This window comes from Bartonella refiksaydamii, from assembly GCF_902652675.1.
Taxonomy (GTDB): Bacteria; Pseudomonadota; Alphaproteobacteria; order Rhizobiales; family Rhizobiaceae; genus Bartonella; species Bartonella refiksaydamii.
In genome coordinates this window covers 38667-63198 of record NZ_LR736290.1, presented here as the reverse complement: position 1 = coordinate 63198, position 24532 = coordinate 38667, and the positions used below count along the sequence as shown (strand labels likewise).

The 24532-nt window shown below is 36.1% G+C and carries 23 protein-coding genes; 13 read left to right on the top strand and 10 right to left on the bottom strand.

Annotated features, from left to right (window positions below):
- Window positions 1–452: 452 nt before the first annotated feature.
- From ptsN to lptC, 4 genes are all read right to left on the bottom strand, one after another.
- On the bottom strand, window positions 453–917 hold the full coding sequence (gene ptsN / locus GQO39_RS01290) for a PTS IIA-like nitrogen regulatory protein PtsN (protein ID WP_156850617.1): 465 nt from the start codon (window positions 915–917) through the stop codon (window positions 453–455).
- 1393 nt (window positions 918–2310) lie between these two features.
- Window positions 2311–3105, bottom strand: coding sequence for an LPS export ABC transporter ATP-binding protein (lptB, locus tag GQO39_RS01285; RefSeq protein WP_156850616.1), 795 nt, complete (start codon window positions 3103–3105; stop codon window positions 2311–2313).
- A gap of 6 nt (window positions 3106–3111) precedes the next feature.
- A complete protein-coding gene (locus GQO39_RS01280; protein WP_156850615.1) occupies window positions 3112–3720 on the bottom strand; it encodes an LptA/OstA family protein in 609 nt (202 codons plus the stop codon).
- A gap of 82 nt (window positions 3721–3802) precedes the next feature.
- Window positions 3803–4447: an LPS export ABC transporter periplasmic protein LptC gene (lptC, locus tag GQO39_RS01275; protein ID WP_156850614.1), complete on the bottom strand. Its 645-nt coding sequence runs from the start codon at window positions 4445–4447 to the stop codon at window positions 3803–3805.
- Window positions 4448–4621: 174 nt separating this feature from the next.
- On the opposite strand from lptC, the gene ihfB reads away from it, so the two are divergent.
- The 7 genes from ihfB to GQO39_RS01240 all read left to right on the top strand — a co-directional run bounded on the left by ihfB (window position 4622) and on the right by GQO39_RS01240 (window position 9713).
- The gene (ihfB, locus tag GQO39_RS01270; protein WP_007552248.1) at window positions 4622–4900 is read left to right on the top strand and encodes an integration host factor subunit beta; all 279 of its coding nucleotides are present in this window, start codon (window positions 4622–4624) and stop codon (window positions 4898–4900) included.
- 8 nt (window positions 4901–4908) lie between these two features.
- The gene (locus GQO39_RS01265; protein WP_156850613.1) at window positions 4909–5205 is read left to right on the top strand and encodes a lipopolysaccharide assembly protein LapA domain-containing protein; all 297 of its coding nucleotides are present in this window, start codon (window positions 4909–4911) and stop codon (window positions 5203–5205) included.
- A gap of 167 nt (window positions 5206–5372) precedes the next feature.
- Window positions 5373–6305, top strand: coding sequence for a class I SAM-dependent methyltransferase (locus GQO39_RS01260; protein WP_156850612.1), 933 nt, complete (start codon window positions 5373–5375; stop codon window positions 6303–6305).
- Between the two features lie 2 nt (window positions 6306–6307).
- Window positions 6308–7162, top strand: a complete 855-nt coding sequence (locus tag GQO39_RS01255) for a TrmH family RNA methyltransferase (RefSeq protein ID WP_156850611.1) — start codon at window positions 6308–6310, stop codon at window positions 7160–7162.
- Window positions 7152–7655 carry a signal peptidase II gene (gene lspA / locus GQO39_RS01250; protein WP_156850610.1) on the top strand — a complete coding sequence of 168 codons (504 nt, stop codon included), beginning with the start codon at window positions 7152–7154 and terminating at the stop codon, window positions 7653–7655. The genes GQO39_RS01255 and lspA overlap by 11 nt, the downstream gene beginning before the upstream one ends.
- Before the next feature lie 287 nt (window positions 7656–7942).
- Window positions 7943–8716, top strand: coding sequence for a Bax inhibitor-1/YccA family protein (locus GQO39_RS01245; RefSeq protein WP_007552243.1), 774 nt, complete (start codon window positions 7943–7945; stop codon window positions 8714–8716).
- 118 nt (window positions 8717–8834) lie between these two features.
- Window positions 8835–9713 carry an endonuclease/exonuclease/phosphatase family protein gene (locus tag GQO39_RS01240; protein WP_156850609.1) on the top strand — a complete coding sequence of 293 codons (879 nt, stop codon included), beginning with the start codon at window positions 8835–8837 and terminating at the stop codon, window positions 9711–9713.
- Here the strand turns inward: GQO39_RS01240 and polA are convergent.
- The 6 genes from polA to GQO39_RS01210 form a co-directional block, all read right to left on the bottom strand.
- Window positions 9710–12616 carry a DNA polymerase I gene (gene polA / locus GQO39_RS01235; protein ID WP_156850608.1) on the bottom strand — a complete coding sequence of 969 codons (2907 nt, stop codon included), beginning with the start codon at window positions 12614–12616 and terminating at the stop codon, window positions 9710–9712. The two genes, GQO39_RS01240 and polA, sit on opposite strands and share 4 nt — an antisense overlap.
- Window positions 12617–12958: 342 nt before the next feature.
- Entirely contained in the window at window positions 12959–13666 is a 708-nt protein-coding gene (gene dnaQ, locus GQO39_RS01230; protein ID WP_156850607.1) for a DNA polymerase III subunit epsilon, read from the bottom strand.
- A gap of 4 nt (window positions 13667–13670) precedes the next feature.
- The gene (coaE, locus tag GQO39_RS01225) at window positions 13671–14258 is read right to left on the bottom strand and encodes a dephospho-CoA kinase (RefSeq protein WP_156850606.1); all 588 of its coding nucleotides are present in this window, start codon (window positions 14256–14258) and stop codon (window positions 13671–13673) included.
- The gene (locus GQO39_RS01220; protein WP_156850605.1) at window positions 14255–15136 is read right to left on the bottom strand and encodes a shikimate dehydrogenase; all 882 of its coding nucleotides are present in this window, start codon (window positions 15134–15136) and stop codon (window positions 14255–14257) included. The genes coaE and GQO39_RS01220 overlap by 4 nt, the downstream gene beginning before the upstream one ends.
- Complete coding sequence (locus GQO39_RS01215; protein ID WP_156850604.1) at window positions 15129–15725, bottom strand: Maf family nucleotide pyrophosphatase; 597 nt, start codon at window positions 15723–15725, stop codon at window positions 15129–15131. Before GQO39_RS01215 ends, GQO39_RS01220 begins: the two co-directional genes overlap by 8 nt.
- A gap of 10 nt (window positions 15726–15735) precedes the next feature.
- Window positions 15736–16560, bottom strand: a complete 825-nt coding sequence (locus GQO39_RS01210) for a pyruvate, water dikinase regulatory protein (protein WP_007552234.1) — start codon at window positions 16558–16560, stop codon at window positions 15736–15738.
- 649 nt (window positions 16561–17209) lie between these two features.
- On the opposite strand from GQO39_RS01210, the gene rho reads away from it, so the two are divergent.
- The 6 genes from rho to GQO39_RS01180 all read left to right on the top strand — a co-directional run bounded on the left by rho (window position 17210) and on the right by GQO39_RS01180 (window position 24195).
- Window positions 17210–18475, top strand: coding sequence for a transcription termination factor Rho (gene rho / locus GQO39_RS01205; protein ID WP_004856222.1), 1266 nt, complete (start codon window positions 17210–17212; stop codon window positions 18473–18475).
- A gap of 33 nt (window positions 18476–18508) precedes the next feature.
- Window positions 18509–19816 (top strand): tRNA uridine-5-carboxymethylaminomethyl(34) synthesis GTPase MnmE, encoded by a 1308-nt coding sequence (mnmE, locus tag GQO39_RS01200; protein ID WP_156850603.1) that lies wholly within the window; start codon window positions 18509–18511, stop codon window positions 19814–19816.
- A 108-nt stretch (window positions 19817–19924) separates the two neighbouring features.
- Window positions 19925–21793 carry a tRNA uridine-5-carboxymethylaminomethyl(34) synthesis enzyme MnmG gene (gene mnmG / locus GQO39_RS01195; protein ID WP_156850602.1) on the top strand — a complete coding sequence of 623 codons (1869 nt, stop codon included), beginning with the start codon at window positions 19925–19927 and terminating at the stop codon, window positions 21791–21793.
- Window positions 21793–22440 carry a 16S rRNA (guanine(527)-N(7))-methyltransferase RsmG gene (rsmG, locus tag GQO39_RS01190; protein ID WP_156850601.1) on the top strand — a complete coding sequence of 216 codons (648 nt, stop codon included), beginning with the start codon at window positions 21793–21795 and terminating at the stop codon, window positions 22438–22440. Before mnmG ends, rsmG begins: the two co-directional genes overlap by 1 nt.
- A 6-nt stretch (window positions 22441–22446) precedes the next feature.
- Window positions 22447–23244 carry a ParA family protein gene (locus tag GQO39_RS01185; RefSeq protein ID WP_156850600.1) on the top strand — a complete coding sequence of 266 codons (798 nt, stop codon included), beginning with the start codon at window positions 22447–22449 and terminating at the stop codon, window positions 23242–23244.
- A 45-nt stretch (window positions 23245–23289) separates the two neighbouring features.
- On the top strand, window positions 23290–24195 hold the full coding sequence (locus tag GQO39_RS01180) for a ParB/RepB/Spo0J family partition protein (protein WP_156850599.1): 906 nt from the start codon (window positions 23290–23292) through the stop codon (window positions 24193–24195).
- The last annotated feature ends 337 nt before the right edge of the window (window positions 24196–24532 follow it).

The window sequence follows — 24532 nt, the reverse complement described above, 5'->3', positions numbered from 1 at the left end:
AACCTCTCATTTTCATTCTTACCGTACAAAATCGTTTTTTCAGTATTGGGTTCTATGCAAGAACTGATACTTAAAGCAAACCTGCTCTTAGACCGTTAGCCTCCTTCATCAGCTTACATAAAGAAATGATAACCCTTATCTCACTTTAAGACCTAAATACCAACATTATCAAAAAATATTTAAATCACACTGATTAAGAAAAAAGACCAATTTGTAATACCCAACTCATTAAATAGGCCTAAAAGCGTGATAATTAAGGGCTGTGTACATGAAAAATAGCGAAAGTCTGTAATTTTTTCTATCCTCTCCCATTTTTAACATGAAAAATTTCTTGATAGCAATTTCTTCAAAATTACATAATATGATTAGTAATCCTCAGTTTTTTAAGCATAAATTATGCCATTTTCTAACCCACTTTGTGATAAACTATCCGCAATATACCCCACTGTCTTTTAAGCGGCATTTGATTCTGAATTTTGAATCAATAAAGCATAAAGTGCGCTGGCATCATGAGTATTGCGCAATTTTTGAACAACATCAGCATGACGCAAAACACGCGCAATCTGCGACAAAGCTTTTAAGTGATCTGCACCTGCATTCTCAGGTGCTAAAAGGAGAAAAACAAGATCAATAGGCTCGTCATCGAGAGCTTCAAAATCAACGGGGCTTTCAAGGCGTGCAAAGATACCAATGATCTTGTTAATACCAAGCAATTTTCCATGAGGAATCGCAATACCGCCACCAAGACCCGTTGAACCTAATTTTTCACGCTGCAAAACAATATCAAAAATTACACGTTCACTAAGACCTGTCAGTTCAGCAGCTTTTTCAGCTAAAATTTGCAGAACTTGTTTCTTCGAATTTGCCTTAAGAACCGGAATCATTGCTTCCGGTGCAATTAACTCACTCAAATTCATACTTTAATTTTCCTTTTACACGCTCAAATGCTCACCAATAAACCTGTAAAAAGTGCAGATACCTAAAGTTCTCTCACTTTCTTGCATCATCACATGTGACGTTACTTTTCAATTTATAATGGGTGATAATTCAATTCATCTCATATCACTCTCAGCGCAACAATAAATAGTATTCAGATCCTCATTAACAGCATGAGAAAACAAAGAAATGAAGTTATCCATAAAATTAATTTCCCTACAACATGAGTAAAGACCATCATTCATAAATTTAATGACCGTTCCGCTACAAAAGTTGGTGTACAATTCTTTACCAAACTTTTTCCTTCTTTTTTAAATTAGCTCCTATAAAATGAGAAGCACATCGAGACAAAATAGTACTTTACTTCGACAATATAGCGTGGGGCTTTAGTGCTGCCTGACTACAACAATTTAAAGGCTTTAAATCGTTCAATGGTTATTTTAAAGAGATTTACAGATTTTATCTGATATCCGCAATTGCGCTTCCGTTTTTAAATGCATAACGCAAGCCACCAAAATACCACAAATCCTATTCGGCAACCATAATACATATAACCCATAGCGTTACCATCAAAATATCTAAAACAGCATCCTCGACATATTGCTTAATTCAATAATGAAAAGCATTATTAGTATCTATGTAACTTTCAACAACATGCGCATTTATTTATAGCCTCGTTTATCATTCATTATTATGTTAATCTAGGGATATTTTCTCCACGGTACGATCAAAAGCAAACTAAACCGATAATAATAATAGAATCACCGTACTTTGATGAGTTCCTTTTTCACAACTCAGCAAAAATTCAGTTTAAGATTATAGTCATAAAAGAAGTTTTGGCATAAATAAGGAACTTCTTAGCAATAATGCGATAAATACAACCATTAGAGGAAGTCTTATTGTGTAATCAAACAAAAACACCTACTTTCCAACAACTGTATCACCTTATTTTATTTACAGCTTTTAACAATATCACCACAGCTTCTACATACCGGCACCATCATACTCATTGCTAGCTCCCAATAATTGATAACTGTTCTTGAGAGGCATTTTAGTCCTTTTTAAATGGCTTTTAATTGATTCACCATATGAAGATTTGAGACAAGGAACTCTTACTGTATTTGGGTTTTTCATTCAACAAGCAAAATGTTTAATTATCATTATAAATAAATGTGTTGTGACAAAATAAGCAACTATTTTTCTTAATTTATGTGATGAAAACACATATCGGTCAACAGTTGTATTTAAGAATTAAAATGAAGTCTCATTCACTCCTGTGGAATATTTTTGATTGCTTAAACATATAAAAATGGCTCTTGTGCTTATCACGTTGATCCGTCTAAGCTTAAATGAGAACGCATAAAGACTGTAAAATCAGAGAGAAAATTGATTTCCTAAATAAATCCTACGTACATCAACATTGTTAATAATATCATTAGGACAACCGTGAACTAACACTTGTCCCGCATGAATAATATAAGCGCGGTCGACAAGTCCCAATGTTTCGCGCACATTATGATCCGTTATCAAAACACCAATTCCACGTCGTGTTAAATGACGAATAAGCTGCTGAATATCAAAAATGGCGATAGGATCAATTCCTGCAAATGGTTCATCAAGTAACATAAAATTTGGGCGAGAAGCTAAAGCACGCGCGATTTCAAGCCGCCGACGTTCTCCCCCTGATAAAGAAAGAGCAGACATTTTACGTAAATGGTCAATTTTAAACTCACGCAAAAGACTCTCTAACTCTTCTCGTCGTTTAAGGTGATCTTTTTCAACGACCTCTAAAACAGCTTTAATGTTATCTTCTACTGAAAGACCACGAAAAATAGAAGCTTCCTGCGGAAGATACCCAATACCTAAACGAGCACGTCGATACATCGGAAGATGCGTGATATCAAAGCCATCAATTTTAATGGACCCTCCATCAGATTTAATGAGACCGGTAACCATATAAAAACAGGTTGTTTTTCCCGCACCATTAGGACCTAAAATGCCAACGGCCTCTCCAGTACGAATGCCAAAAGACACACCATTAACAACCTGTCTTCCGCGGTAAACTTTAATCAAATGACTGGCAATTAAAGTTCCCTTTAAGCGCTTTTTTAAAGCTTCACCTGTAAGATCATGTTGGTCCATCTGTTTTTTTCTTTTGATTCCAAACATGAAATCTTAATGGCCATTCTGTTGACTTTGTTTAAAAATAATAGAAACACGGCCCTTTTTCTCAGAAGTATCACATCCTTCTAGAAAAGCCTTCCCGCTTTTCATATCTGCCGTTAGTTTGCACCCTGTTGCCACATTATTACCATCAGTTAAAACAACATTCTTTCCTGTTAAGCTCATTATTTTCGACTTTCCGTCAAAAACGCCTTTATCACCCGTAGCGATTTGTGTGGCAATTTTTATATATACTTTTCCTAAAGCTTCCATTTTCTTAATATCTGTCGAGCCAAACCAAGCAGGTGGAGATGCTTTCGTATCTATTGGGCCCTTATCAGCAACTTTATGCGCTTTATCGTAGTAAACAACTAATTTTGCTGTTCGCAGAAGACGCTCACCTTGAACAACCGAAACATCACCATTAAAGAGTGCTATTCCCTCTTTATCAAGTATTTCTAAAGAATTTGCATAGAGTTCTAAGGGTTCTTTGTCATTTGATAAATCTATCCCAAAATGGGCATTTTCAGTATATCCAAAAGCTGTTCCAACCCCTAATATTCCTAAACTCAAAGCCAAACTTACACCAATCCATTTTTTGTATGATCCCTTCGGCTTCATTTCACTACTCTCATATTCTTTTGTTCATATATACACATACTTCTCTCTCATAAAGATCATTTAAATTCGTATTGATACCTTCTCATTGTTTGTCAAACACTAAATGCACACCACCATGAAAGTATATGCTTTGTCCTTTTTCTCGAACTTGCAAAGCATTTGCTACAAGATGTAAACCTGCACGCTGAATATTGACAGGTTGTTTTGTATTTAATTGCCCCTCTGACAAATTAATATTTGCCGCTATAAATTGTGCAACCATTCCGTCATTTGTTGTAATGGTAAATGGCTTATCCAACTGTAAATAACCATTAATATTATCGTAAAATCCCCCTTGTGCATTGAGAAAAACGCGTTTTTGTTTGCCCACAAACACTTCAGCTGTAATGCTTTGTAACCCAATTACTCCAGAACGTGTACGATCTTGAAACGCCTCTTTTGCTTTAAGCCAATAAGGTTCACGAGAGCGCGTGTAACCTTCTAATTTTGGATTGAGCATTGTCAATTTCATTACCCCCTCTTCTTTGCTATTCAAACTCTCAGGATCAGAAGCAACGGGAGTAAAGGAAAATGTAAACCAGCAAAAAATGAACGCTACTATTAGTGCTAAGAAAGGTAAAAAAAATTTTAATATGCTAATACGACGCGAATGGTGAGATGCTTTTTTAAAAACATCACCAAAAGACGATTGCGGTGAAAAAGCTTCATAATGATTGTGTACGGACATACTATCCTAATCTTTTAAATGTTCCGTGTTTTTCAATTTGATACCACTTATAAGATGTATTTTAAAATTTTGTTTCTTGCAATTTGTTTTTTCTTGGTTTTATTTTGCTTTCATCCATTTATATATTGTAATGTGCAATTATAGAAAACCTTTTTGTGTGAAAGCGAGGCTATTTTGGTTAAATCAGAGCTTGTGCAAATTATTGCCCGTCAGAACCCGCATCTCTTTCAACGTGATGTGGAAAATATTGTGAATGCTATTTTTGAGGAAATTGCAACAGCACTCGCGAATGGCAATCGTGTTGAACTTCGCGGATTTGGAGCTTTTTCCGTCAAAGGCCGCTCAGGACGTAAAGGTCGTAACCCGCGAACAGGTGAAGCTGTTGTTGTTGAAGAAAAGTGGATTCCTTTTTTCAAAACTGGTAAGGATTTGCGTGATCGTCTTAATCAATGAGTAAAATTATGACAATTAAACGTTTCTTTTTAGCAATTATTTTGGTGATTCTCACGGCATTTTTGCTTGCTTTTATCGTAACTAATCGTCAAATAGTTACATTAACTCTTGATCCTTTTCGGATAAGCTCTGGAAATTTTACTTATCACGCTCCTCTTTTTATATGGCTCTTTATTTTTTTCGGTCTTGGTATTTTATTAGGAAGTTTAACCAATTGGCGTGCATACCATAAATGCAAAAAAAACCTCAAAAAAAGCAAAGCTGAGCTCGAAAAGTTAAAAAGGTCGATCACAGATATGATATAATAGTATTTTAGTACTCTTTATTTATAGTGTTCAATAAAGAATAAAAATACTCTTTTTCTTTTTTTCTATACATGTTTTAATTGTTTTTAGCCTCTTTGCACTCTTACTTGAAATTCAAGAGGTTTGTAACGTAAATTTTTAAAAATACCTGTATCGTGATACAAAATATGCCTGCACAATACTTTAAACCTCATCATAATAATAGATATCCGCAAGAAAAGTTACCTCTTATTTTAGAAACAGGTATGAGTGCAGATTATGCTCTCATTGATTCTGGTAATGGGCAAAAATTAGAGCGTTATGGAGGTTACCACATTATTCGTCCTGAAGGTCAAGCACTGTGGAAACCCGTTTTATCACAAGAGCAATGGGCTAATGTTGATGCTATTTTCACAGGCAATCGAAATGAAGAAAGCATTGGTCGCTGGCATTTTCCTAAGAAACCGCTTGGTGAAACTTGGCCACTTTCTTGGAATGGACTGTCTTTTCTAGGTCGTTTTACTTCCTTTCGTCATGTAGGGGTCTTTCCTGAACAAAATGCCCATTGGCGTTTTATGGAAGAACAAATTGTCAAAACGACACGCCCAATCAAATTACTCAATCTTTTTGGCTACACAGGTATTGCCTCTCTGATTGGCGCACGTGCTGGCGCAAATGTTACACATGTTGATGCATCTAAAAAAGCTATCGCTTGGGCAAAAGCGAATCAAGAAAAAGCTGGATTATCAAATCGTTCTATTCGCTGGATCTGTGATGATGCCATAAAATTTGTCGAACGCGAACTGCGTCGAAAAAAAAACTATGATATGATTCTTCTCGACCCCCCTGCCTACGGACGTGGACCCCATGGCGAAATTTGGCAACTGTTTGATCATTTACCAGCGATGATCACAAACTGTCGTAAACTGCTCTCCGATGAACCTCTTTCTATCGTCCTTACCGCTTATTCTATTCGTGCTTCCTTCTACGCACTTCATACTTTAATGTGTGATGAATTCATAAACTTTGGTGGTACGGTTGAATCAGGAGAACTAATCTTGCGTGAAGAATCTGCGGGACGTGCCCTTTCTACTTCTCTTTTTAGCCGTTGGATTGCCTGAATATGTGTATACCAAAAATCGGTAAGGTTAAAGAAATCACCTCTCTTAGCAATCCCATCATCAAAAACCTTCGGGCACTTAATCAGAAAAAAAACCGTAATCGAGAAGGTCTTTTCATGGCAGAAGGACTGAAATTAGTGATTGATGCTCTCAATCTCGGCTGGACAATACAAACACTCATTTTTTCTAAAAGCAAAATAGAGAACACTACTATTGAAAACACCGCTGCGCGCACCGTGGCCAATGGTGGTTTTGTCATAAAAGCCTCACAAAAGGTGATGGAATCTATTACTCGCCGTGATAACCCACAAACAGTTATTGGTATTTTCAAACAACAGTGGCAACCACTTGAAATGATAAAAGAACAAGTCGGTAACGTTTATGTTGCGCTTGATCGGGTGCGTGATCCTGGAAATCTTGGCACCATTATTCGCACTGCAGATGCCGTAGGAGCTAAAGGCGTTATTTTGATTGGCGAAACAACAGACCCTTTCTCACCCGAAACAGTCCGCGCAACAATGGGATCAATTTTTTCCATTCCACTTTATCGTTTTGATGAAAGCACCTTTTTAAACTGGTCTGCTTACTTTAAAGGCATGATCATTGGCACGCATCTCAAAGGATCTACCGATTATCGTACAATTGATTTCAAAGGCGAACCTATTATACTTTTAATGGGAAATGAAAAACAGGGGTTACCAGATAACCTTGCGAATCGTTGTGATCAACTCGCACGTATTCCGCAAAGTGGGCGCGCTGATTCGCTTAATTTGGCGATAGCAACAGCTATTATGCTTTATGAAATTCGCCGCCCTTATTTAACACTGGAACATGTGAGGCCAGAACATGATGCGTAAATCACTCCCTCTTTTTCTCCTTGGCTTGATACTTACTGTAGGGTTTGATCAAGCAATAAAATACTGGGTTATGCACAATATGCCTTTAGGAACAGAAAGCCCTCTTTTTCCTTTTCTTTCCCTCTACCATGTGCGTAATTCTGGCATTGCATTTTCGTTTTTTTCTTCTTTTTCGCAGTGGGGACTTATTGCCATTACATCCGCTGTTATTACTTTTCTTTTATGGCTCTGGAAAAATGTTGAATATAAAAAGTCTTTAACGCGCTTTGGTCTTACCCTTATTATTGGCGGAGCTATAGGCAATCTTATTGACCGTATCCGTTTTCACCATGTCACTGATTATATACTCTTTCATATTGATGATATTTTTTATTTTGCTATTTTCAATCTTGCAGATAGTTTTATCACGCTCGGTGTCATTACTATTCTTATTGAAGAATTGCACATCTGGATAAAATCAAAACGTCCTTCCAATCATACATTTTCCAAATAAGAGCCTATTTATCCATCTAGAATAGCTGTATTTCATACAGTATAATGGTTTTATTACAAAAAAGACTTTTCCTTACTAATTTGTAAGGTTTCTTCCCCAGACAAGTCTCTTGTAATTTTAAAATAAATCTCCATAATAAAGGGAGGTATGCTGGATTCCGCCAGCGGCACCTGGAGTTGGTTGTATATGCTGAGATAATAAAGTTTGTACAAGACTTCCTTTCGTGGCGAGAGAGATTCTTTTCAACTCCAACATCTGGCGGAACATATGCTAAAGGACTTTATATTATGGCTGATTTCAAAAAATTACGTTCGGCGTCTGTTTCTCGTGCCGATGCATCAATAGATCAAGGATTGCGCAGCTATATGCTGGGCGTCTATAATACAATGGCCATTGGTTTGCTTATTACAGCTGCTGCCGCTTACGCAGTTGCATCATTAGCAACGACAACAGATATGAGCCAAGCAGCCGCTCAAATCAATAGCAGTGTTTACTTAACCCCGTTTGGAGTAACATTTTATACCTCGCCATTCTCTTATATTATTATGTTTGCACCACTTGTGGCGGTATTATTCCTCAGTTTTAAAATCAACACATTGAGTACGAGTGCAGCTCGTAGTCTCTTTTTTGGTTATGCTGCTCTCGTTGGACTTTCACTGTCCTCGATCGTTTTGCGCTATACAACAGAAAGTATTGTGCAAACGTTTGTCATTACCGCTGCTGCTTTTGGTTCTCTTTCACTTTATGGTTACACAACAAAGCGTGATCTCACGGCGATTGGTTCATTCCTTTTTATGGGTCTGATTGGTTTGTTGTTGTCTATGATTGTGAATATTTTTCTTGGATCAAGTGCCTTGCAATTTGCTATCTCCGTGATTGGTGTGTTGATTTTTGCTGGTTTAACAGCTTACGACACACAAAACATTAAATTGATGTATTACGAAGGAGATGAAAGTGACACGAAAGGTCGTAAGATTATTATGGGTGCACTAAATCTTTATCTTGATTTCATTAATATGTTTGTTTTCTTGCTGCAATTTCTCGGCTCAAACCGTGATTGATTGCGAAAGTCAAAGTTATAGTTCAATTAAAGAACCTTGTTTCTTTTGAGAGACAAGGTTCTTTTGTTTTTAGCACAAATGCTTACCTTTTACCTTCTCGCACAACCCACTTCACAAAATGATAAAGATACTTTACAAGCAAAAATTTTCTCAGTTTACCTCATTTATCCAGCAAAAGCTTCGTAGTTCCCTTTTACATGCTATTCGTAGCCATTCTCGTCATCGATCAGAGATAATCAATCAAAACAATAACTATGATCTTACTGTTGCTTCCTATAATGTTCACAAATGCGTAGGTGTTGATAAAATTTTTAATCCTACGCGTATTGTACGTGTTATTTCTGAACTGAGTGTTGATATTCTTGCTCTTCAAGAAGCAGACAAACGTTTTGGTGAACGAATTGGCTTGATTGATCTTCAATTGTTAAAAGCCGAAACAGGTCTGATCCCTGTACCCCTGAATACCATGTCACCTCAAGGGCATGGCTGGCATGGTAACGCTCTTTTTTTGCGAAAAGGGCATGTACGAGATATCTTACAACTCACTCTTCCTGGTATTGAACCACGTGGTGCTGTAATTGTAGAGTTTGAAATGGAAGTAGGACTTATTCGTATTATTGCCGCTCATTTTGGCTTATTGCGCCATTCTCGTAATCAACAAACAAAAACGCTCTTTACACTTCTTCAAAAACGCCCCCTTATGCCTACACTCCTCGTTGGAGATTTTAATGAATGGAGGATGGGAAAAGGCTCTTCTTTAAATCATTTTTCTCCCTATTTCGATAGCACACTTGGAACTGTACCAAGCTTTCCTTCTCGTTTTCCTTTTTTGGCTCTTGATAGAATTCTTGCTTTTCCCCATCAATTGGTGACAAATATTGAAAATCATTATTCACCACTTGCACGTATTGCTTCAGATCATTTGCCTATCAAAGCTTATCTTGACCTTACTAATGCAATGACCATTATTAAGAACAAAATAAGTGAAAAAGGCTAATGTGCTTCATCCCAATTTTGAGCAACCATTACTTTCACTTCAAGTGGTACAGACAAAGAAAGAGCTGGCATTGTAGCATTTTCCATAACCTTTTTAACGACAGCCATGGTTTTTTCACTTTCATTTTCTGGTACTTCAAAAATGAGTTCATCATGCACTTGTAGCAACATCTTTGCCGATAGTTTTTCTTTTTCCAAAGCACCTTCCATTTGAATCATGGCACGACGAATAATATCCGCCGCTGAACCTTGAATCGGTGCATTAATAGCAGCACGTTCATTAAAAGAACGAATTTGTAGATTAGCCGCTTTTATTTCCGGATAATGGACACGGCGTCCAAAAATGGTCTCTACATAACCATTTTGGCGTACAAATGTTTTAGTCTTCTCCATATAATCTTTAATTCCCGGAAATCTTTCAAAATAAAGTTGAATATAACGCCCAGCCTCCTGTCGCGACAGACCCAATTGATTCGCTAATCCAAAAGCTGAAATGCCATAAATAATGCCAAAATTAATCGCTTTCGCACGTCGTCGTATATCTGAGGACATTCCTTCTATCGAAACCCCAAACATTTGCGATGCCGTTATAGCGTGAATATCCTGACCTTGGGCAAAAGCTTCCTTTAGCGCCGTAATGTCGGCAATATGTGCAAGAATGCGCAATTCAATCTGGCTATAATCAGCCGATAGTAGTACATGTCCTTTTGGAGCAATGAAAGCCGTGCGTATTTTACGTCCTTCAGCAGTCCGCACTGGAATATTTTGTAAGTTAGGTTCTGATGATGATAACCGTCCCGTTGTTGTTATTGCCAAAGAATAATTGGTATGAACACGCCCTGTTTTTGGAAAAATATAAGAAGGTAGAGCATCTGCATAGGTAGATTTTAGTTTTGCAAGTTGACGCCAATCAATAATTTTACGAGGTAAAATATGACCATCAGCAGCTAACTCCTCTAAGGTCTGTGCAGAAGTTGACCACTGTCCACCTTTCGTTTTAGCACCTCCAGGCAATCCCATTTTGCCAAAAAGGATATCACCCAATTGCTTTGGTGAGGCAAGATTAAATTTCTCATCAGCCAGCTGATAAATTTCCTCTTCTAAAATAAAAGCAGCCTGCGCTAATTCTCCTGAAAGACGCAATAAAATCTGTCTATCAACGAGAATTCCACGTTCTTCCATTCTTGCAAGAACTTCTATCAGTGGTCGATCAAGACGTTCATAAATTTTTGTCATCCCTTGCGCCACGAGTTGTGGTTTTAAAACTTGCCATAAACGGAGCGTTACATCAGCATCCTCCGCCGCATAAAGGGTCGCCTGTTTTAAATCCACTTGCGCAAAAGAAGTAATCTTTTTTCCGTTATATGTTAGATCTTTGTAAGCTATAGGTTTATGTCCAAGCCAACGCTTAGATAAATCGTCCATATTATGTGTTAGAGTTCCTGTATCTAAAACATATGATAAAAGCATGGTGTCATCAAAAGAACGCATCACAACGCCGTATTGCTTCATTACCAACCAATCATACTTTATATTCTGACCAATTTTTAACACCGATTGATCTTCTAATATCGGCTTTAAAAGTGCCAAAGCCTTTTGTACTTCAATCTGCTCAACAATACGCCCACCGCCTAAAAGATCATCTCCCCCTTCAACGTGTTCAAGGGGCACATAGGCAGCTTCTCCCGGCTGTAATGCTAATGAAAAACCAACCAGCTTCGCTTGTAGTGGATCAAGTGAAGTCGTTTCAGTATCAAAAGAAAAGAAGCCTTGTTCTTGTATTTTTGATAACCATTCTTTCAAAATTTCTTCATTAAGAATAGTTGTATAGGCATCTCTTGTAATTTTTTGGGTAAGAGCTTGATCTTTACGTTTTTGTGCTAAACATTGTGGAGAATTCTCAGAAAAATCATGAAAAGATGCTCTCTCAATTTTTTTGACATCAGAATCACGCTCGTGAGCGGGTTTTTCCCATTCAACGTTTATATCGAGTGTATCAATAACTGCTGCGTCACATTCCATTGTTGCTGCTACACGACGTGTTAATGTCGTAAATTCCATCGCTTTAAGAAAGGCGATTAAGCGTGGACCATCTTGTGATTCTAAAACAAAATCATCTAAATCATTATCTACAGGTACATCTGTTTTAAGCCGAACGAGTTCACGAGAAATTTTTGCTTGTTCACTATAAATTTGAATATTTTCACGCCGTTTTGTTTGCTTAACTTCTGTTACTCGTTGCAATAAAAGATCGAGAGAACCAAATTGATCCAGCAATTTGGCTGCAATTTTGGGGCCAATACCCGGAATGCCTGGAACATTATCTGTCTGATCTCCAATCAAAGCTTGCAAATCAACCATTTTTTCAGGAACAACACCCCATTTCTCTATAACCTCAGAAATACCGATATGCTTATCTTTCATTCCATCATATAAAAATACATGTGTATTTACTAATTGCATCAGATCTTTATCAGAAGAGATAATCGTTGTTTTTGCTCCAATCTTTGTTGCCTGTGTTGCATAAGTAGCAATTAAATCATCTGCTTCAAATCCTTCCTTTTCGATACAAGGCAAATTAAAAGCCCTTGTTGCTTGGCGTATTAGAGCAAATTGATGAATAAGATCTTCAGGAGGTGCCTCCCGATTAGCTTTATATTGTGGATAAATTTTTTTTCGAAATGTATCGGATGAATAGTCAAAAATAACAGCAAAATGCGTTGGAACAACACCGGTAGCTGTATTGCGTGCATCACAGAGCAATTTCCACAGCATATTACAAAAGCCAGCTACGGCTCCCACAGGAAGTCCATCCTTTTTGCGCTTTAAAGGTGGCAAAGCGTAGTAAGCGCGAAAAATATAGCCCGACCCATCAACCAAAAAAAGATGATCTGTTGCTTTCATGACAATTTTATTTCTCCATTAAAAAAACAATTCACTTTTTTATATATTTTTTTCATTCTTATTTTTAAAATTTATCGACCTGCCTCTAAAAAGCCATTTTTTTTTTTCATAAAGCATGAAGTCGTTGCACTTTATATTTGGTACCTAGAGCTTTTCTTTGCTGTTACAGGATATAATAGCTTTCATTTTGCTCCTCCTATGATAGCTGAGGTACTATGTAGCGACAGGGTCGTTGTGGTGTTCCCCTCCCCACAACGACCGTATTTTTTCTATGAACACATTTCTAAAGGCTTTGTTTTTCCTAGGTTTTCAAATAACTTTTTCAGGGAAAAGGTGGTTGAACTATTCAGAAACTTCAAAGTCATTCCACAGAGCTTTTTTACCCATTTTGTTGATAAAATCAGCATGCATACTTCTTTCTTGTGCACTTAGTCTTGAAGGTAAAGGCTGTGGGCGTAGTTTCACTACGTAGAGAGCATCTTTGTTATTTTGAGTATCCTCATCAATGCTCCCCCTGTTATCAAAACCCAATATGCCCTGCTTTCCACCAATGAGTTCAATATAAACATCGGCAAGAATCTCCGCATCGAGCAAAGCACCATGAAGAACACGATGGCTATTATCAATTCCAAAGCGTTTGCACAAAACATCAAGAGAATTAGGACCCATGGGAAATTTACGCCGCGCCATAGCCAATGTATCAAGAATATTATCAACACTGATAAGTGGTTTATTTGCTCGTTCTAATTCTGCATTAAGAAAACCAATATCAAAACTCGCATTATGTGCAATCATTGTTGCGTCATTAATAAATTCCAAAAACTCATCAGCAATATCACTAAAACTTTTTTCATTCTTTAAGCGTTCATTGGTTAATCCGTGAATTGCTACAACTTCTTCAGGAATAATAACGCCTTGCGGATTCAAATAAACATGGAATCGGCGCCCTGTAAGATAATGATCAACCATCTCTACACAACCGATTTCGATTATGCGATCTTTCTCTTTATCTAAACCTGTTGTTTCCGTATCAAAAATAATTTCACGCATTATTTTACTTCTTTAGCAAACTTTTTATCAGGCAAAAAACTTGTTGACGTGTATTCTCTAAATCTTTTCCTGTATCAATAATAAAATCAGCATGTTCTCGCTTTCTTTCATCAGACATTTGCTTAGTGTTGATAAAGGTAAATTTTTTTTCATTCATATTTGGACGAATCATTGCACGCCTTTTTTGTATTTCTGGTGGAGCAGACACAACAACTACACTGTCTACACGTCTTTCACTGTTTGTTTCAAAAAGAAGTGGAATATCAAGAACAACTAATTTTTCTCCCTTTTGGCGTGCTATATTAATAAACTCTTTTTCTTTTTTTTTGACTAAAGGGTGGATTATTTTTTCTAATGTTTGTAATTTTTCATCATTGTTCATCAAAATTTCAGAAAGCTTTAGGCGATTAACTTTACCATTTTCAATAATACTAGGGAATGTACGTGCTATAAGTGATAAAGTTGGTTCACTCTCATAAAGTTGATGTACCGCTTCATCAGCATTAAAAACAGAAATACCAGCTTGCTTGAAAAAATCAGCAACTGTTGATTTTCCCATAGCAATTGATCCAGTAAGTCCTATAATTTTCATTCCTTTTTTTCACCCATATCCTCTAAAATTGCTGCTCGTAACGCCTTTGTAACCTGTGGTCTTATTCCAAACCATCGTTCAAAACCAGGAACAGCTTGATGTAAAAGCATACCAAGTCCATCTACTATCCTTAAACCATGCGCTTTTGCTTGTTGTAAAAAAGGTGTTATCAATGGTGTATAAACGATATCTGTTACCAACGTTGTTGTTTTTGTTTTATGAAAATCGCAAAAAAAAGAATCACTTTTATTCTCGTGTGGATTTGTCATCCCCACAGAAGTTGTATTGACAATTAAATCAGTCTTGTAAAGTACTTCACTAGAACAGTGCCAGTCGTGGACTTTAACAGGTTTTCCAAAATGTTCGGCTAAATCATCTGCTCGTTTTTTTGTACGATTAGCTAAGAAAATACGTTCAAATCCACGCTCCTTTAAGGCATATAAGATTGCACGTGCAGCGCCACCAGCACCAAAAACAAGGGCTGTCTCTCCAACCCAATCAGGAATAAAATCATCAAGATTAGCACTGAAACCATAAGCATCAGTATTTGTGGCACAAAGTTTATCTCTTTCATACCATAGTGTATTAGCAGCACCAATCATTGTTGCTACATTATCTTTATGATTAGCTAAACGAAAAGCTTCCTGTTTATGTGGCAGAGTAACATTGCCCCCACAAAAACCTCTTTTTTGTATAGATGCGAGAAAATCACTAAATTTCTCAGAGGTTACTTCTTGTGCTAAATATTCGCCTTGTAAATTATATTGTTTAAGCCAAAAATTGTGAATTTTTGGCGACTTTGAATGATAAATAGGAGTACCAACAACAAAAGCGCGTGGAGAAATTATTTTTTCATGTTTTATTGTAAAGTTAACCATCAATAATTCCCAAATGACGTAATTTTGCTAATAAAGGTAACAAAGGTAAACCAATAATAGTAAAAAAATCTCCATCAATTTTTTCAAAAAGATGGATTCCTTCTCCTTCAATTTGATAAACTCCTACGCTGTTAAAAACATCTGTTCCCACACGGGCTAAATAACGTTCAATAAACTCTGATGAAAGAGGACGTACTGACATATATGCACTAAAAACTTCCACCCAAATTTCTTGGCCATTCTGAAATAAAGCTACTGCACTATGAAGAGAATGGACTTTTCCTGATAAATCACATAAACGTTTATGTGCTTCCTTGCTACTTGTGACTTTGTGAAAAACCTTTCCTTCCAAATCAAGTACTTGATCACAACCAATGACCAAGGCATGAGGAAAGCGATCAGAAACATTTTTTGCCTTTGCACTTGCAAGAAAGCAACTAAGTTCTTTAGGAGTCTTTGTTTCTCCTGTCTTTTCTACTTCTCTTTCATCAAAAGAAACTCCTTCAATGAAAAAATCTAAACCTGCTTTTTTCAATAATTGCGCACGATAAGAACTAAGGGATGCTAAGATTAACATATCTGTTACCATAAAAGTTTTTTTATTTTCCTTCACGAAATCGCGATAAAAGTTCAAATATAGCTGCAGCTGTTTCTTCAATAGAACGTCTTGTAACATCAATAATAGGCCAACCAAAACGTTCGCAAATGCGTTTTGCATAAGTCAATTCTTCAGCTATACTGATACGGTTTGTATAACTTTCAATGGCAAAACTATCTCCTAAATCTCGATTTTGACGAATGTGTGATATTCTTTCAGCTGAAGCTATTAAACCAATGATCAAAGCATTTTTTGCTTCCAAAAGGGCTTCTGGTAAATCAATATTCGGAATAAGAGGAACGTTAGCTGTTTTAATTCCACGATTTGCTAAATAGATACTCGTAGGAGTTTTAGAAGTTCTTGAGATTCCTACAAGTATCACGTCCGCATCCGATAAATCATTGGAAGACTGTCCATCATCATGCTCTATTGTAAAATCCAGTGCCTCAATACGGCGAAAGTAATCTGCATTAAGATCATGCTGTGCACTTGCACGTAAATTTGTCGGCATTCCAAGATATGTCTGAAAAGCATCTAGAACAGGATGCAATATGTCAATATAGGGAACTTTTATTTTTTCACATTTTTTCCTAAGAAGGAGTTTAATTTTTTTATCAATGATTGTGTAAAGAACAATACCCGGCTCTTGTTGTATTTCATTAAGAGCTCTTTCCAACTGTGTTTCATTACGAATCATTGGATAAATATGCTCTGTTGCTTGGCTCATTGTATATTGTGATGCAACAGCTCTACCAACAGAGATTAATGTCTCTCCTGTTGCATCAGAAAGCATATGCAAATGAAAGGATTTTTTTTCTTTTGTCACAAAAATTTTAACTCCTTGTTAACAAATGTGCATATATCCTAGGGACTTTTTATAAAGCTAAAATTTAGAAAAAAAAATTCATTATTATGCACAAATTAAACAGTTGTGATAATTTTTATCCCCTTATGAGAGAAAAATGGGGATAATGCTTTTAAAATAATGTTTTATTTCTTTTTTTCCATCTTACTTTGTGGATAAAATTGAGTATAACTAACTAATAAATAGCATTCCACGTTAAACACAGGTTTAAATAATAAGAATAATTCCTTTTTTAAATTTATTAATATAAAAAATATGGGAAAATTAAAAATAATTTTAATTAATTATTTATTTATGATATAGGTTAGATCCGTTCACTTTTTTAGAATATTATAAGATAACTTTACTGACTTATAAATAATTTATTTTATATAATTTTCTTTAAATACTATTAAAATAGTTTATGAAACGACACATTTTTGAGTGTTTTAATTTATATAAGCGTTTTTTTACAGAATAACTTATTTTATATGAATTGTATTCATATAAATGGTTCTTGCATATTTAAAAATTGAGTGTATAATGATTTTTTCCTATAAGAATGTTCCGTTCTTTATTTTCCGTAAATTAATTCAAGGATAATTTCCCGTTACTCTAAAGAGCATATTTCATGCAAGAAATGAAACTACAAGAACTTAAAAGTAAAAATCCCGTTGAACTTGTCTCTTTTGCTGAAACATTAGAAGTTGAAAATGCTTCTTTAATGCGTAAACAAGAATTAATGTTTGCTATCTTGAAAAAACTTGCTTTACAAGATGTGGAAATTATTGGTGAGGGAGTTGTTGAAGTTTTACAAGATGGATTTGGATTTTTGCGATCTGCTGATGCTAATTATCTTCCAGGTCCTGATGATATTTACCTTTCTCCAGCGCAAATTCAATCTTTCTCTTTAAAAACAGGGGATACCGTTGAAGGTCCTATAAGAAGTCCAAAAGAAGGAGAACGTTATTTTGCTCTTCTTAAGATTAATACAATAAATTTTGAAGATCCTGAAAAAATTCGCTATAAAATTCATTTTGATAATCTTACTCCCCTTTATTCTAATGAACGTTTTCAAATGGAAATACAAGACCCTACAGAGAAGGATATGTCATCACGGGTGATTGACTTAATATCGCCTTTAGGAAAAGGGCAAAGAGGATTAATTGTAGCACCTCCTCGAACAGGAAAAACAGTTTTACTTCAAAATATTGCTCATTCTATTACGACTAATCATCCTGAATGTTATCTTATCGTTCTTTTGATAGATGAACGACCAGAAGAAGTTACAGATATGCAGCGTTCTGTACAAGGGGAAGTCGTTTCTTCTACTTTTGATGAACCGGCAATTCGTCATGTGCAAGTAGCTGAGATGGTTATTGAAAAAGCAAAACGTCTCGTTGAATATGGGCGTGATGTTGTTATTCTCCTTGATTCTATTACACGTCTTGGGCGTGCGTATAATACGGTTGTTCCTTCATCAGGTAAGGTTTTGACAGGTGGTGTAGATGCAAATGCGCTACAGCGTCCAAAACGTTTTTTTGGTGCAGCGCGTAACATTGAGGAAGGTGGATCTTTAACCATTATTGCAACGGCTTTGATTGATACTGGCAGTCGTATGGATGAGGTTATTTTTGAAGAATTTAAAGGTACAGGTAATTCGGAAATCGTTCTTGATCGTAAAGTTGCTGATAAGCGTATCTTCCCAGCTATGGATATATTAAAGTCAGGAACACGTAAAGAAGAACTTTTAGTAGCACGGCAAGACTTACACAAAATTTTTGTACTACGTCGTATTTTGGCGCCTATGAATGTAACAGATGCAATTGAGTTCTTGATTGATAAATTAAAACAGACAAAAAACAATAGTGAATTTTTTGATTCAATGAATACGTAGAAGTATTGGATTTTTTTGATTGGGATACATCCTGTGGATACAATCTTTGCTGTTTCAAGTGGATTGTTGCCTTCAGGGGTTGCAGTCATTCGGCTTTCTGGTCCCCATGTTGTAAATGTAGTTAAAACGCTTTGTGGTTGCTTACCAAAAGCGCGATTCATGCATTATGGAAATCTTATTGCTCGTGATGGTAGTTTTTTAGATTCTGCTTTAACTGTTTTTTTTCCTGCTCCTCACAGCTTTACGGGGGAGGACTGTGCAGAGTTTCATTTACATGGAGGAAAAGCAGTTGTTAATCGTTTTCTCGATGAGTTATCCACATTTACTGGATGTCGTATTGCAGAGGCAGGTGAATTTTCACGTCGTGCATTTATAGAGGGAAAATTAGATCTTGTACAAGCAGAAGGTCTTGCTGATTTAATAGAAGCAGAAACGGAAAGTCAGCGACGTTTAGCAATTATGGGTACAAGTGGACGTTTAACTACACTTTATAGTGATTGGCGTCATAAGCTTATAAAAGCACGTGCTTTTATAGAAGCGGATCTTGATTTTTCTGATGAAGATGATGTTCCAAATTCAATATCTGATAAAGTTTGGAAAGATATGAAAAAACTCTGTACTTCTCTTCTCAAACATATTGATGAAGGGGAACGTGCTAGTATTTTACGTGATGGATTAAAAATTGTCATTGCTGGTGCTCCAAATTCTGGAAAATCAAGTATTATGAATCGTTTGGCTGGAAGATCTGTCGCTATTGTGACAGAAGAAGAAGGAACAACTCGTGATGCTTTGGAAATAAGACTTGTTTTTGGTGGTTTACCGGTTCTTGTGACGGATACTGCTGGTTTTAGGAAAACAGAAAACAAAATTGAGCAATTAGGAATAGAAATTGCAAAGCAGCATGTTAAGGATGCTGATTTAGTCATTTTAGTTTATGATATGCTAAATCCAAAGGAGATTGAATTACCAAAAACATCAGCTGAAATATGGCGTGTTGGTAATAAGCTTGATCTTTATGAAAAAAATGAAAACCATTGGTTTATACAGTTTTCTGCAATAACTGGTTTAAATTTTGATTTTTTTATTAAAGAACTTGAGTTATTTTGTTCACGCCGTGCTTCCGAAATTGGAAATCTTGTTCCAGCACGTAAGAGGCAACTTCAGTTATTAAAAGATGCTGTTAAAGAAATAGAATTTTCCATAAATAATCATACTCTTGATTTAAGTTTACGTGCAGAACATCTTCGCCGTGCAAGTGATTTTCTTGGAAAAATTACGGGAGATATAGATGTTGAAGATTTGCTTGATATTATTTTTTCAGAATTTTGCGTTGGTAAATAATGATTCACGTGAAACATTGATTATTTCATAGACAGATTTAAAAGATAGTGTATTTTACATCTTGTTTCACGTGAAACTTGAGAATAGGTTCTTTATGGAATGAAATAAATGCAATTATATGATGTTGTTGTTGTTGGAGGTGGTCATGCAGGCTGTGAAGCTGCTTCAGCTTCGGCACGTGTTGGAGCACGGACCGCACTCGTTACACATAAAATATCAGCAATAGGAACAATGTCTTGTAATCCTGCTATCGGTGGGCTTGGAAAAGGACATCTGGTTCGTGAAATAGATGCTTTGGATGGTCTCATGGGGAGAGCAGCAGATGCTGCTGGGATTCAATTTAGACTACTTAATCGACGAAAAGGACCAGCAGTAAGAGGACTGCGTACACAAGCTGATAGACAACTCTATAAGGAAGCAATTCAAAGAATTTTACAAGAACAAGATAATCTCATTCTACTTGAAGATGAAGTAGTAGATCTGATAGTGAAAGATAATTATGTTTCAGGTGTTATTTTAAAAAAACAGGGAACACTTTTTTCTGGTGCTGTTGTTTTAACAACAGGGACATTTTTAAATGGGCTTATTCATATTGGTGATAAGAGGTGGGCTGCTGGACGGATGGGAGAACAGTCAAGTGTAAAACTTGCTGAACGCTTAAAAAATTATAATATAAATCTTGGAAGATTAAAAACAGGAACTCCAGCTCGTCTTAGTAAAAAAACAATTTGTTGGGAGTGTCTTCCCAAACAACAAGCTGATGAATATCCAGTTCCCTTTTCTCTCTTAACAGAAAAAATTGAGCAGCCACAAATTGAATGTGCAATAACACGTACGAATGTGCAAACACATCAAATTATTCGTAAAAATATTCATCGATCTGCTTTATATTCTGGAAATATTGAGGGATTAGGACCACGTTATTGTCCTTCAGTTGAAGATAAAATTATTAAATTTGGGGAACGTGATGGACATCAGATATTTCTAGAACCAGAAGGATTAAATGATGATACTATTTATCCAAATGGCCTTTCTACTTCTCTTCCTGAAGATGTCCAAATTTCTTTATTGAAAACAATTGAAGGGTTAGAAAATGTTAAAGTTTTACAACCTGGTTATGCTATTGAATATGACTTTGTTAATCCACAACAACTGACTAAAACTTTAGAATTGCGTTCTTTACCAGGATTGTTTTTAGCTGGACAAATTAATGGTACAACAGGATATGAGGAAGCTGCAGCACAAGGACTTTTAGCTGGATTAAATGCTGCACGGAAAGTTTCTGGATTAGATGAAATTCTTATAAGTCGTTCTACGGCCTATATTGGTGTTATGATAGATGATTTAATTTCACGTGGGGTTTGTGAGCCTTATCGAATGTTTACATCACGTGCTGAATTTCGTTTGTCTTTGCGGTCTGATAACGCTGATGCGCGTTTAACACCTTTAGCACAACAATGGGGTATTGTGAGCCAAATACGTTGGGATTATTATCAGAAAAAACAACAACGTCTTGATCATGCACGATCAATATGCCAAGAACTTTTTTTAACGCCTAATGAAGCTTCTTCTCGTGGATTACAAGTAAATCACGATGGAATTCGGCGTTCTGCTTATGATCTGCTTGCTTATCCTCATATGACTATAGAGCGTCTTTCACATCTTTGGCCACAATTACAATCAATAGATTCTAAAACTGTTGAATCTTTAGAAATTGAAGCGCAGTATGCAGTTTATCTAGAAAAGCAAGCACAAGATATTGCTGCTCTTCAGCGAGATGAACGTTTAGAAATTCCTTCTTCTCTTGATATTCAGGCAATTTCAGGTCTTTCAAATGAGTTAAAAACAAAAATTAGAGAAATATCACCACGTTCAATTGCAGATGCTCAAAAAATTGATGGTATGACACCCGCGGCATTATCTCTTATTATTACGTATATTCAACGCCAACGACGTGAAAAGGCTCAATTGGTTTAATGGATATTTCTACAGAACAAAAATATCAAGCACTCTTAAATATTATTCCTTCTGTTTCACGTGAAACGATGGAGAATTTAATACGATTTGAAACTTTGATAATTCAATGGAACAAGCATATTAATTTAATCTCTTCTACAACAATACCAGTTCTCTGGATACGCCATATTTTAGATTCAGCTCAAATATATCCTTTACATAGCAATTTTCTACACTGGTGTGATCTTGGATCAGGCGGCGGATTTCCTGCAATTGTTATTGCTATTTTTCTGAAAGAAAAAAAAGCAGGACATATTGATCTCGTTGAAAGTAATGGTAAAAAGGTAGCTTTTTTACGAATGGTCATTGCTCAACTTAATCTTCCAGCAAAAGTTTACCACTGTAGAATTGAGGATGTGTACAAAAAAATAGAGAAACCAGAAGTTATAACCGCGCGAGGATTGGCTTCACTTGACGCTCTTTTACAACTTATTTTTCCTTTATTCTCAAAAAAAACAATAGCTCTTTTGCAAAAAGGTCGGGATTACTCTACAGAAATAAAAAATGCCTCTGCCAATTGGCAGTTTGATCTGCTAAAACATAAGAGTAAAATTGATGAAAGTTCTATTATTTTAGAAATTTCTCATATTCGATCATGTAGAGGGTAAAGCAAAATGAGCGAAACACGGATTATCGCTATTGCAAACCAAAAGGGTGGGGTCGGAAAAACAACCACAGCGATTAATCTTGCAACAGCTTTAGCAGCCATTGGGGAAAATGTTCTTATTATGGATGTTGATCCACAAGGTAATGCTAGTACAGGATTGGGAATTGATCGTAATAGCCGTCCTTTATCCTCTTATGATGTTTTGGTTTCAGGAATTTCAGTCACAAAAGCAGCTTTAAAAACAGCTGTACCCAATCTTCATATTGTTCCCTCTACTCTTGATCTTTTAGGCGTAGAAATGGAGATTTCTTCATCAAAAGATCGCATTCAACGTTTACGTAAAGCTCTCTATGATGACCCTAAAATGGAAAAAAAATTCAGTTATATTTTAATTGATTGTCCACCGTCACTTAACCTTTTAACACTCAATGCTATGGGAGCTGCGGATTCTGTTTTAGTTCCTATGCAATGTGAATTTTTAGCACTTGAGGGTTTGAGCCAATTGCTTGAAACAGTAAAGCAAGTAAGATCCGTACTTAATCCATCTTTAGAAATTCAAGGTATCGTTCTAACGATGTATGATGGACGTAATAATCTTTCAAATCAAGTTGTTGAAGATGTACGCTCTTTTATGGGAGATAAAGTTTATCGTACTGTTATTCCACGAAATGTGCGGGTATCAGAAGCCCCCTCTTTTGGTAAGCCAGTATTGCTTTATGATCTCAAATGTGCTGGGAGCCAAGCTTATTTGCGTTTGGCATCGGAAGTGATCCAACGTGAAAAACAAGCACGCGCTGCTGCTTAAAAATGTAAAAAACAATTTTTGTAAGAAAATTTGAAGAGCAAAACTATGTATGATGATCAATCAAAAAAAAGACTGGGACGTGGGTTAGCAGCGTTGATTGGGGATATTAACTTAAATAACAATCTCGTACGCACATCGAATGCTGACGAATTGACAGAATCCAATACAGTTTCTCCTGTTTATGAGCGATTTGTGCCTCTTGAATCTATCTCGTGTAATCCACACAATCCGCGGCGTCATTTTACTGATTCAGAACTTGATAATTTAGCACAATCAATTCGTCAGCATGGAGTAGTTCAACCTGTTATTGTAAGGACTTCGCGTGATCATCCTCATCGGTTTGAATTAATTGCTGGTGAACGACGGTGGCGTGCTGCACAACGCGCCAATTTAAGTCAATTACCGGTCATTGTTCGCGATGTAGATGATAAAACGGCTTTGGAATTAGCAATTATTGAAAATGTTCAACGTGCTGATCTCAATCCTATTGAAGAAGCAATGGGATATGAAATTTTGCTGAATGAGCATGGATATACACAAGCAGATTTAGCACAAGTTATAGGAAAAAGTCGAAGTCATGTTGCAAATACACTCCGTTTGTTGAAACTTCCACCAAAGGTACAACAATTTTTAACTGATGGACAACTCTCTGCTGGTCATGCACGCTGTCTTATTACCGTCGATAATCCACAGGATTTGGCCGAAAAAATTATTCGTGAAAGTCTCTCAGTACGACAAGCAGAAATACTTGCATATGAACAAGCAAATCCTAAAGTCAAAAAACGAACTACCGTGCAGAAAGATACAGAAACAAAATCTTTAGAAAAATTACTTGCAGATGTCATTGGAATGAAAGTTGTCATTCGGCATGGTAAAAAAGGTGGTGATTTAAAAATACACTATTCTTCATTAGAACAATTAGATGATATTTGTCGGCGTTTACAAAATTAAGAAACGCTTGCGAAGTTAATCAATTGTTCAAAAGAGCAGGGATTTTATTCATAACTTTTTTGAAATAGTAAGTATTCTATCGTACGTTTTTACCAAATTTCAAATTAGCTGAAACTACAGTGTGTTTTTTCACCAAAAGAAAACCTTTTTTAAGATCTTCAAAAGAAGCGAAAAGCATTGTTAATGTTGTTTGAAGTGCTAGGGAACCGATAACGAAATCTTTAGGTGTGATATTATTTTTCTTAAAATACTCATTAATTTTGGCTTATTAGAAATAGAAACTACTAATCCTTCAATACTGTCGTCATATTCAATTTCGATATCAGATGCTTTTTCA

Excerpts from the sequence above, each read along its gene's own strand:
- ptsN (WP_156850617.1), bottom strand. The coding sequence starts at position 917 with ATGAATTTGAGTGAGTTAATTGCACCGGAAGCAATGATTCCGGTTCTT.
- lptB (WP_156850616.1), bottom strand. The coding sequence starts at position 3,105 with ATGTTTGGAATCAAAAGAAAAAAACAGATGGACCAACATGATCTTACA.
- GQO39_RS01280 (WP_156850615.1), bottom strand. The coding sequence starts at position 3,720 with ATGAAGCCGAAGGGATCATACAAAAAATGGATTGGTGTAAGTTTGGCT.
- lptC (WP_156850614.1), bottom strand. The coding sequence starts at position 4,447 with ATGTCCGTACACAATCATTATGAAGCTTTTTCACCGCAATCGTCTTTT.
- GQO39_RS01265 (WP_156850613.1), top strand. The coding sequence starts at position 4,909 with ATGACAATTAAACGTTTCTTTTTAGCAATTATTTTGGTGATTCTCACG.
- GQO39_RS01260 (WP_156850612.1), top strand. The coding sequence starts at position 5,373 with ATGCCTGCACAATACTTTAAACCTCATCATAATAATAGATATCCGCAA.
- GQO39_RS01255 (WP_156850611.1), top strand. The coding sequence starts at position 6,308 with ATGTGTATACCAAAAATCGGTAAGGTTAAAGAAATCACCTCTCTTAGC.
- lspA (WP_156850610.1), top strand. The coding sequence starts at position 7,152 with ATGATGCGTAAATCACTCCCTCTTTTTCTCCTTGGCTTGATACTTACT.
- GQO39_RS01245 (WP_007552243.1), top strand. The coding sequence starts at position 7,943 with ATGGCTGATTTCAAAAAATTACGTTCGGCGTCTGTTTCTCGTGCCGAT.
- GQO39_RS01240 (WP_156850609.1), top strand. The coding sequence starts at position 8,835 with ATGATAAAGATACTTTACAAGCAAAAATTTTCTCAGTTTACCTCATTT.
- polA (WP_156850608.1), bottom strand. The coding sequence starts at position 12,616 with ATGAAAGCAACAGATCATCTTTTTTTGGTTGATGGGTCGGGCTATATT.
- dnaQ (WP_156850607.1), bottom strand. The coding sequence starts at position 13,666 with ATGCGTGAAATTATTTTTGATACGGAAACAACAGGTTTAGATAAAGAG.
- coaE (WP_156850606.1), bottom strand. The coding sequence starts at position 14,258 with ATGAAAATTATAGGACTTACTGGATCAATTGCTATGGGAAAATCAACA.
- GQO39_RS01220 (WP_156850605.1), bottom strand. The coding sequence starts at position 15,136 with ATGGTTAACTTTACAATAAAACATGAAAAAATAATTTCTCCACGCGCT.
- GQO39_RS01215 (WP_156850604.1), bottom strand. The coding sequence starts at position 15,725 with ATGGTAACAGATATGTTAATCTTAGCATCCCTTAGTTCTTATCGTGCG.
- rho (WP_004856222.1), top strand. The coding sequence starts at position 17,210 with ATGCAAGAAATGAAACTACAAGAACTTAAAAGTAAAAATCCCGTTGAA.
- mnmG (WP_156850602.1), top strand. The coding sequence starts at position 19,925 with ATGCAATTATATGATGTTGTTGTTGTTGGAGGTGGTCATGCAGGCTGT.
- rsmG (WP_156850601.1), top strand. The coding sequence starts at position 21,793 with ATGGATATTTCTACAGAACAAAAATATCAAGCACTCTTAAATATTATT.
- GQO39_RS01185 (WP_156850600.1), top strand. The coding sequence starts at position 22,447 with ATGAGCGAAACACGGATTATCGCTATTGCAAACCAAAAGGGTGGGGTC.
- GQO39_RS01180 (WP_156850599.1), top strand. The coding sequence starts at position 23,290 with ATGTATGATGATCAATCAAAAAAAAGACTGGGACGTGGGTTAGCAGCG.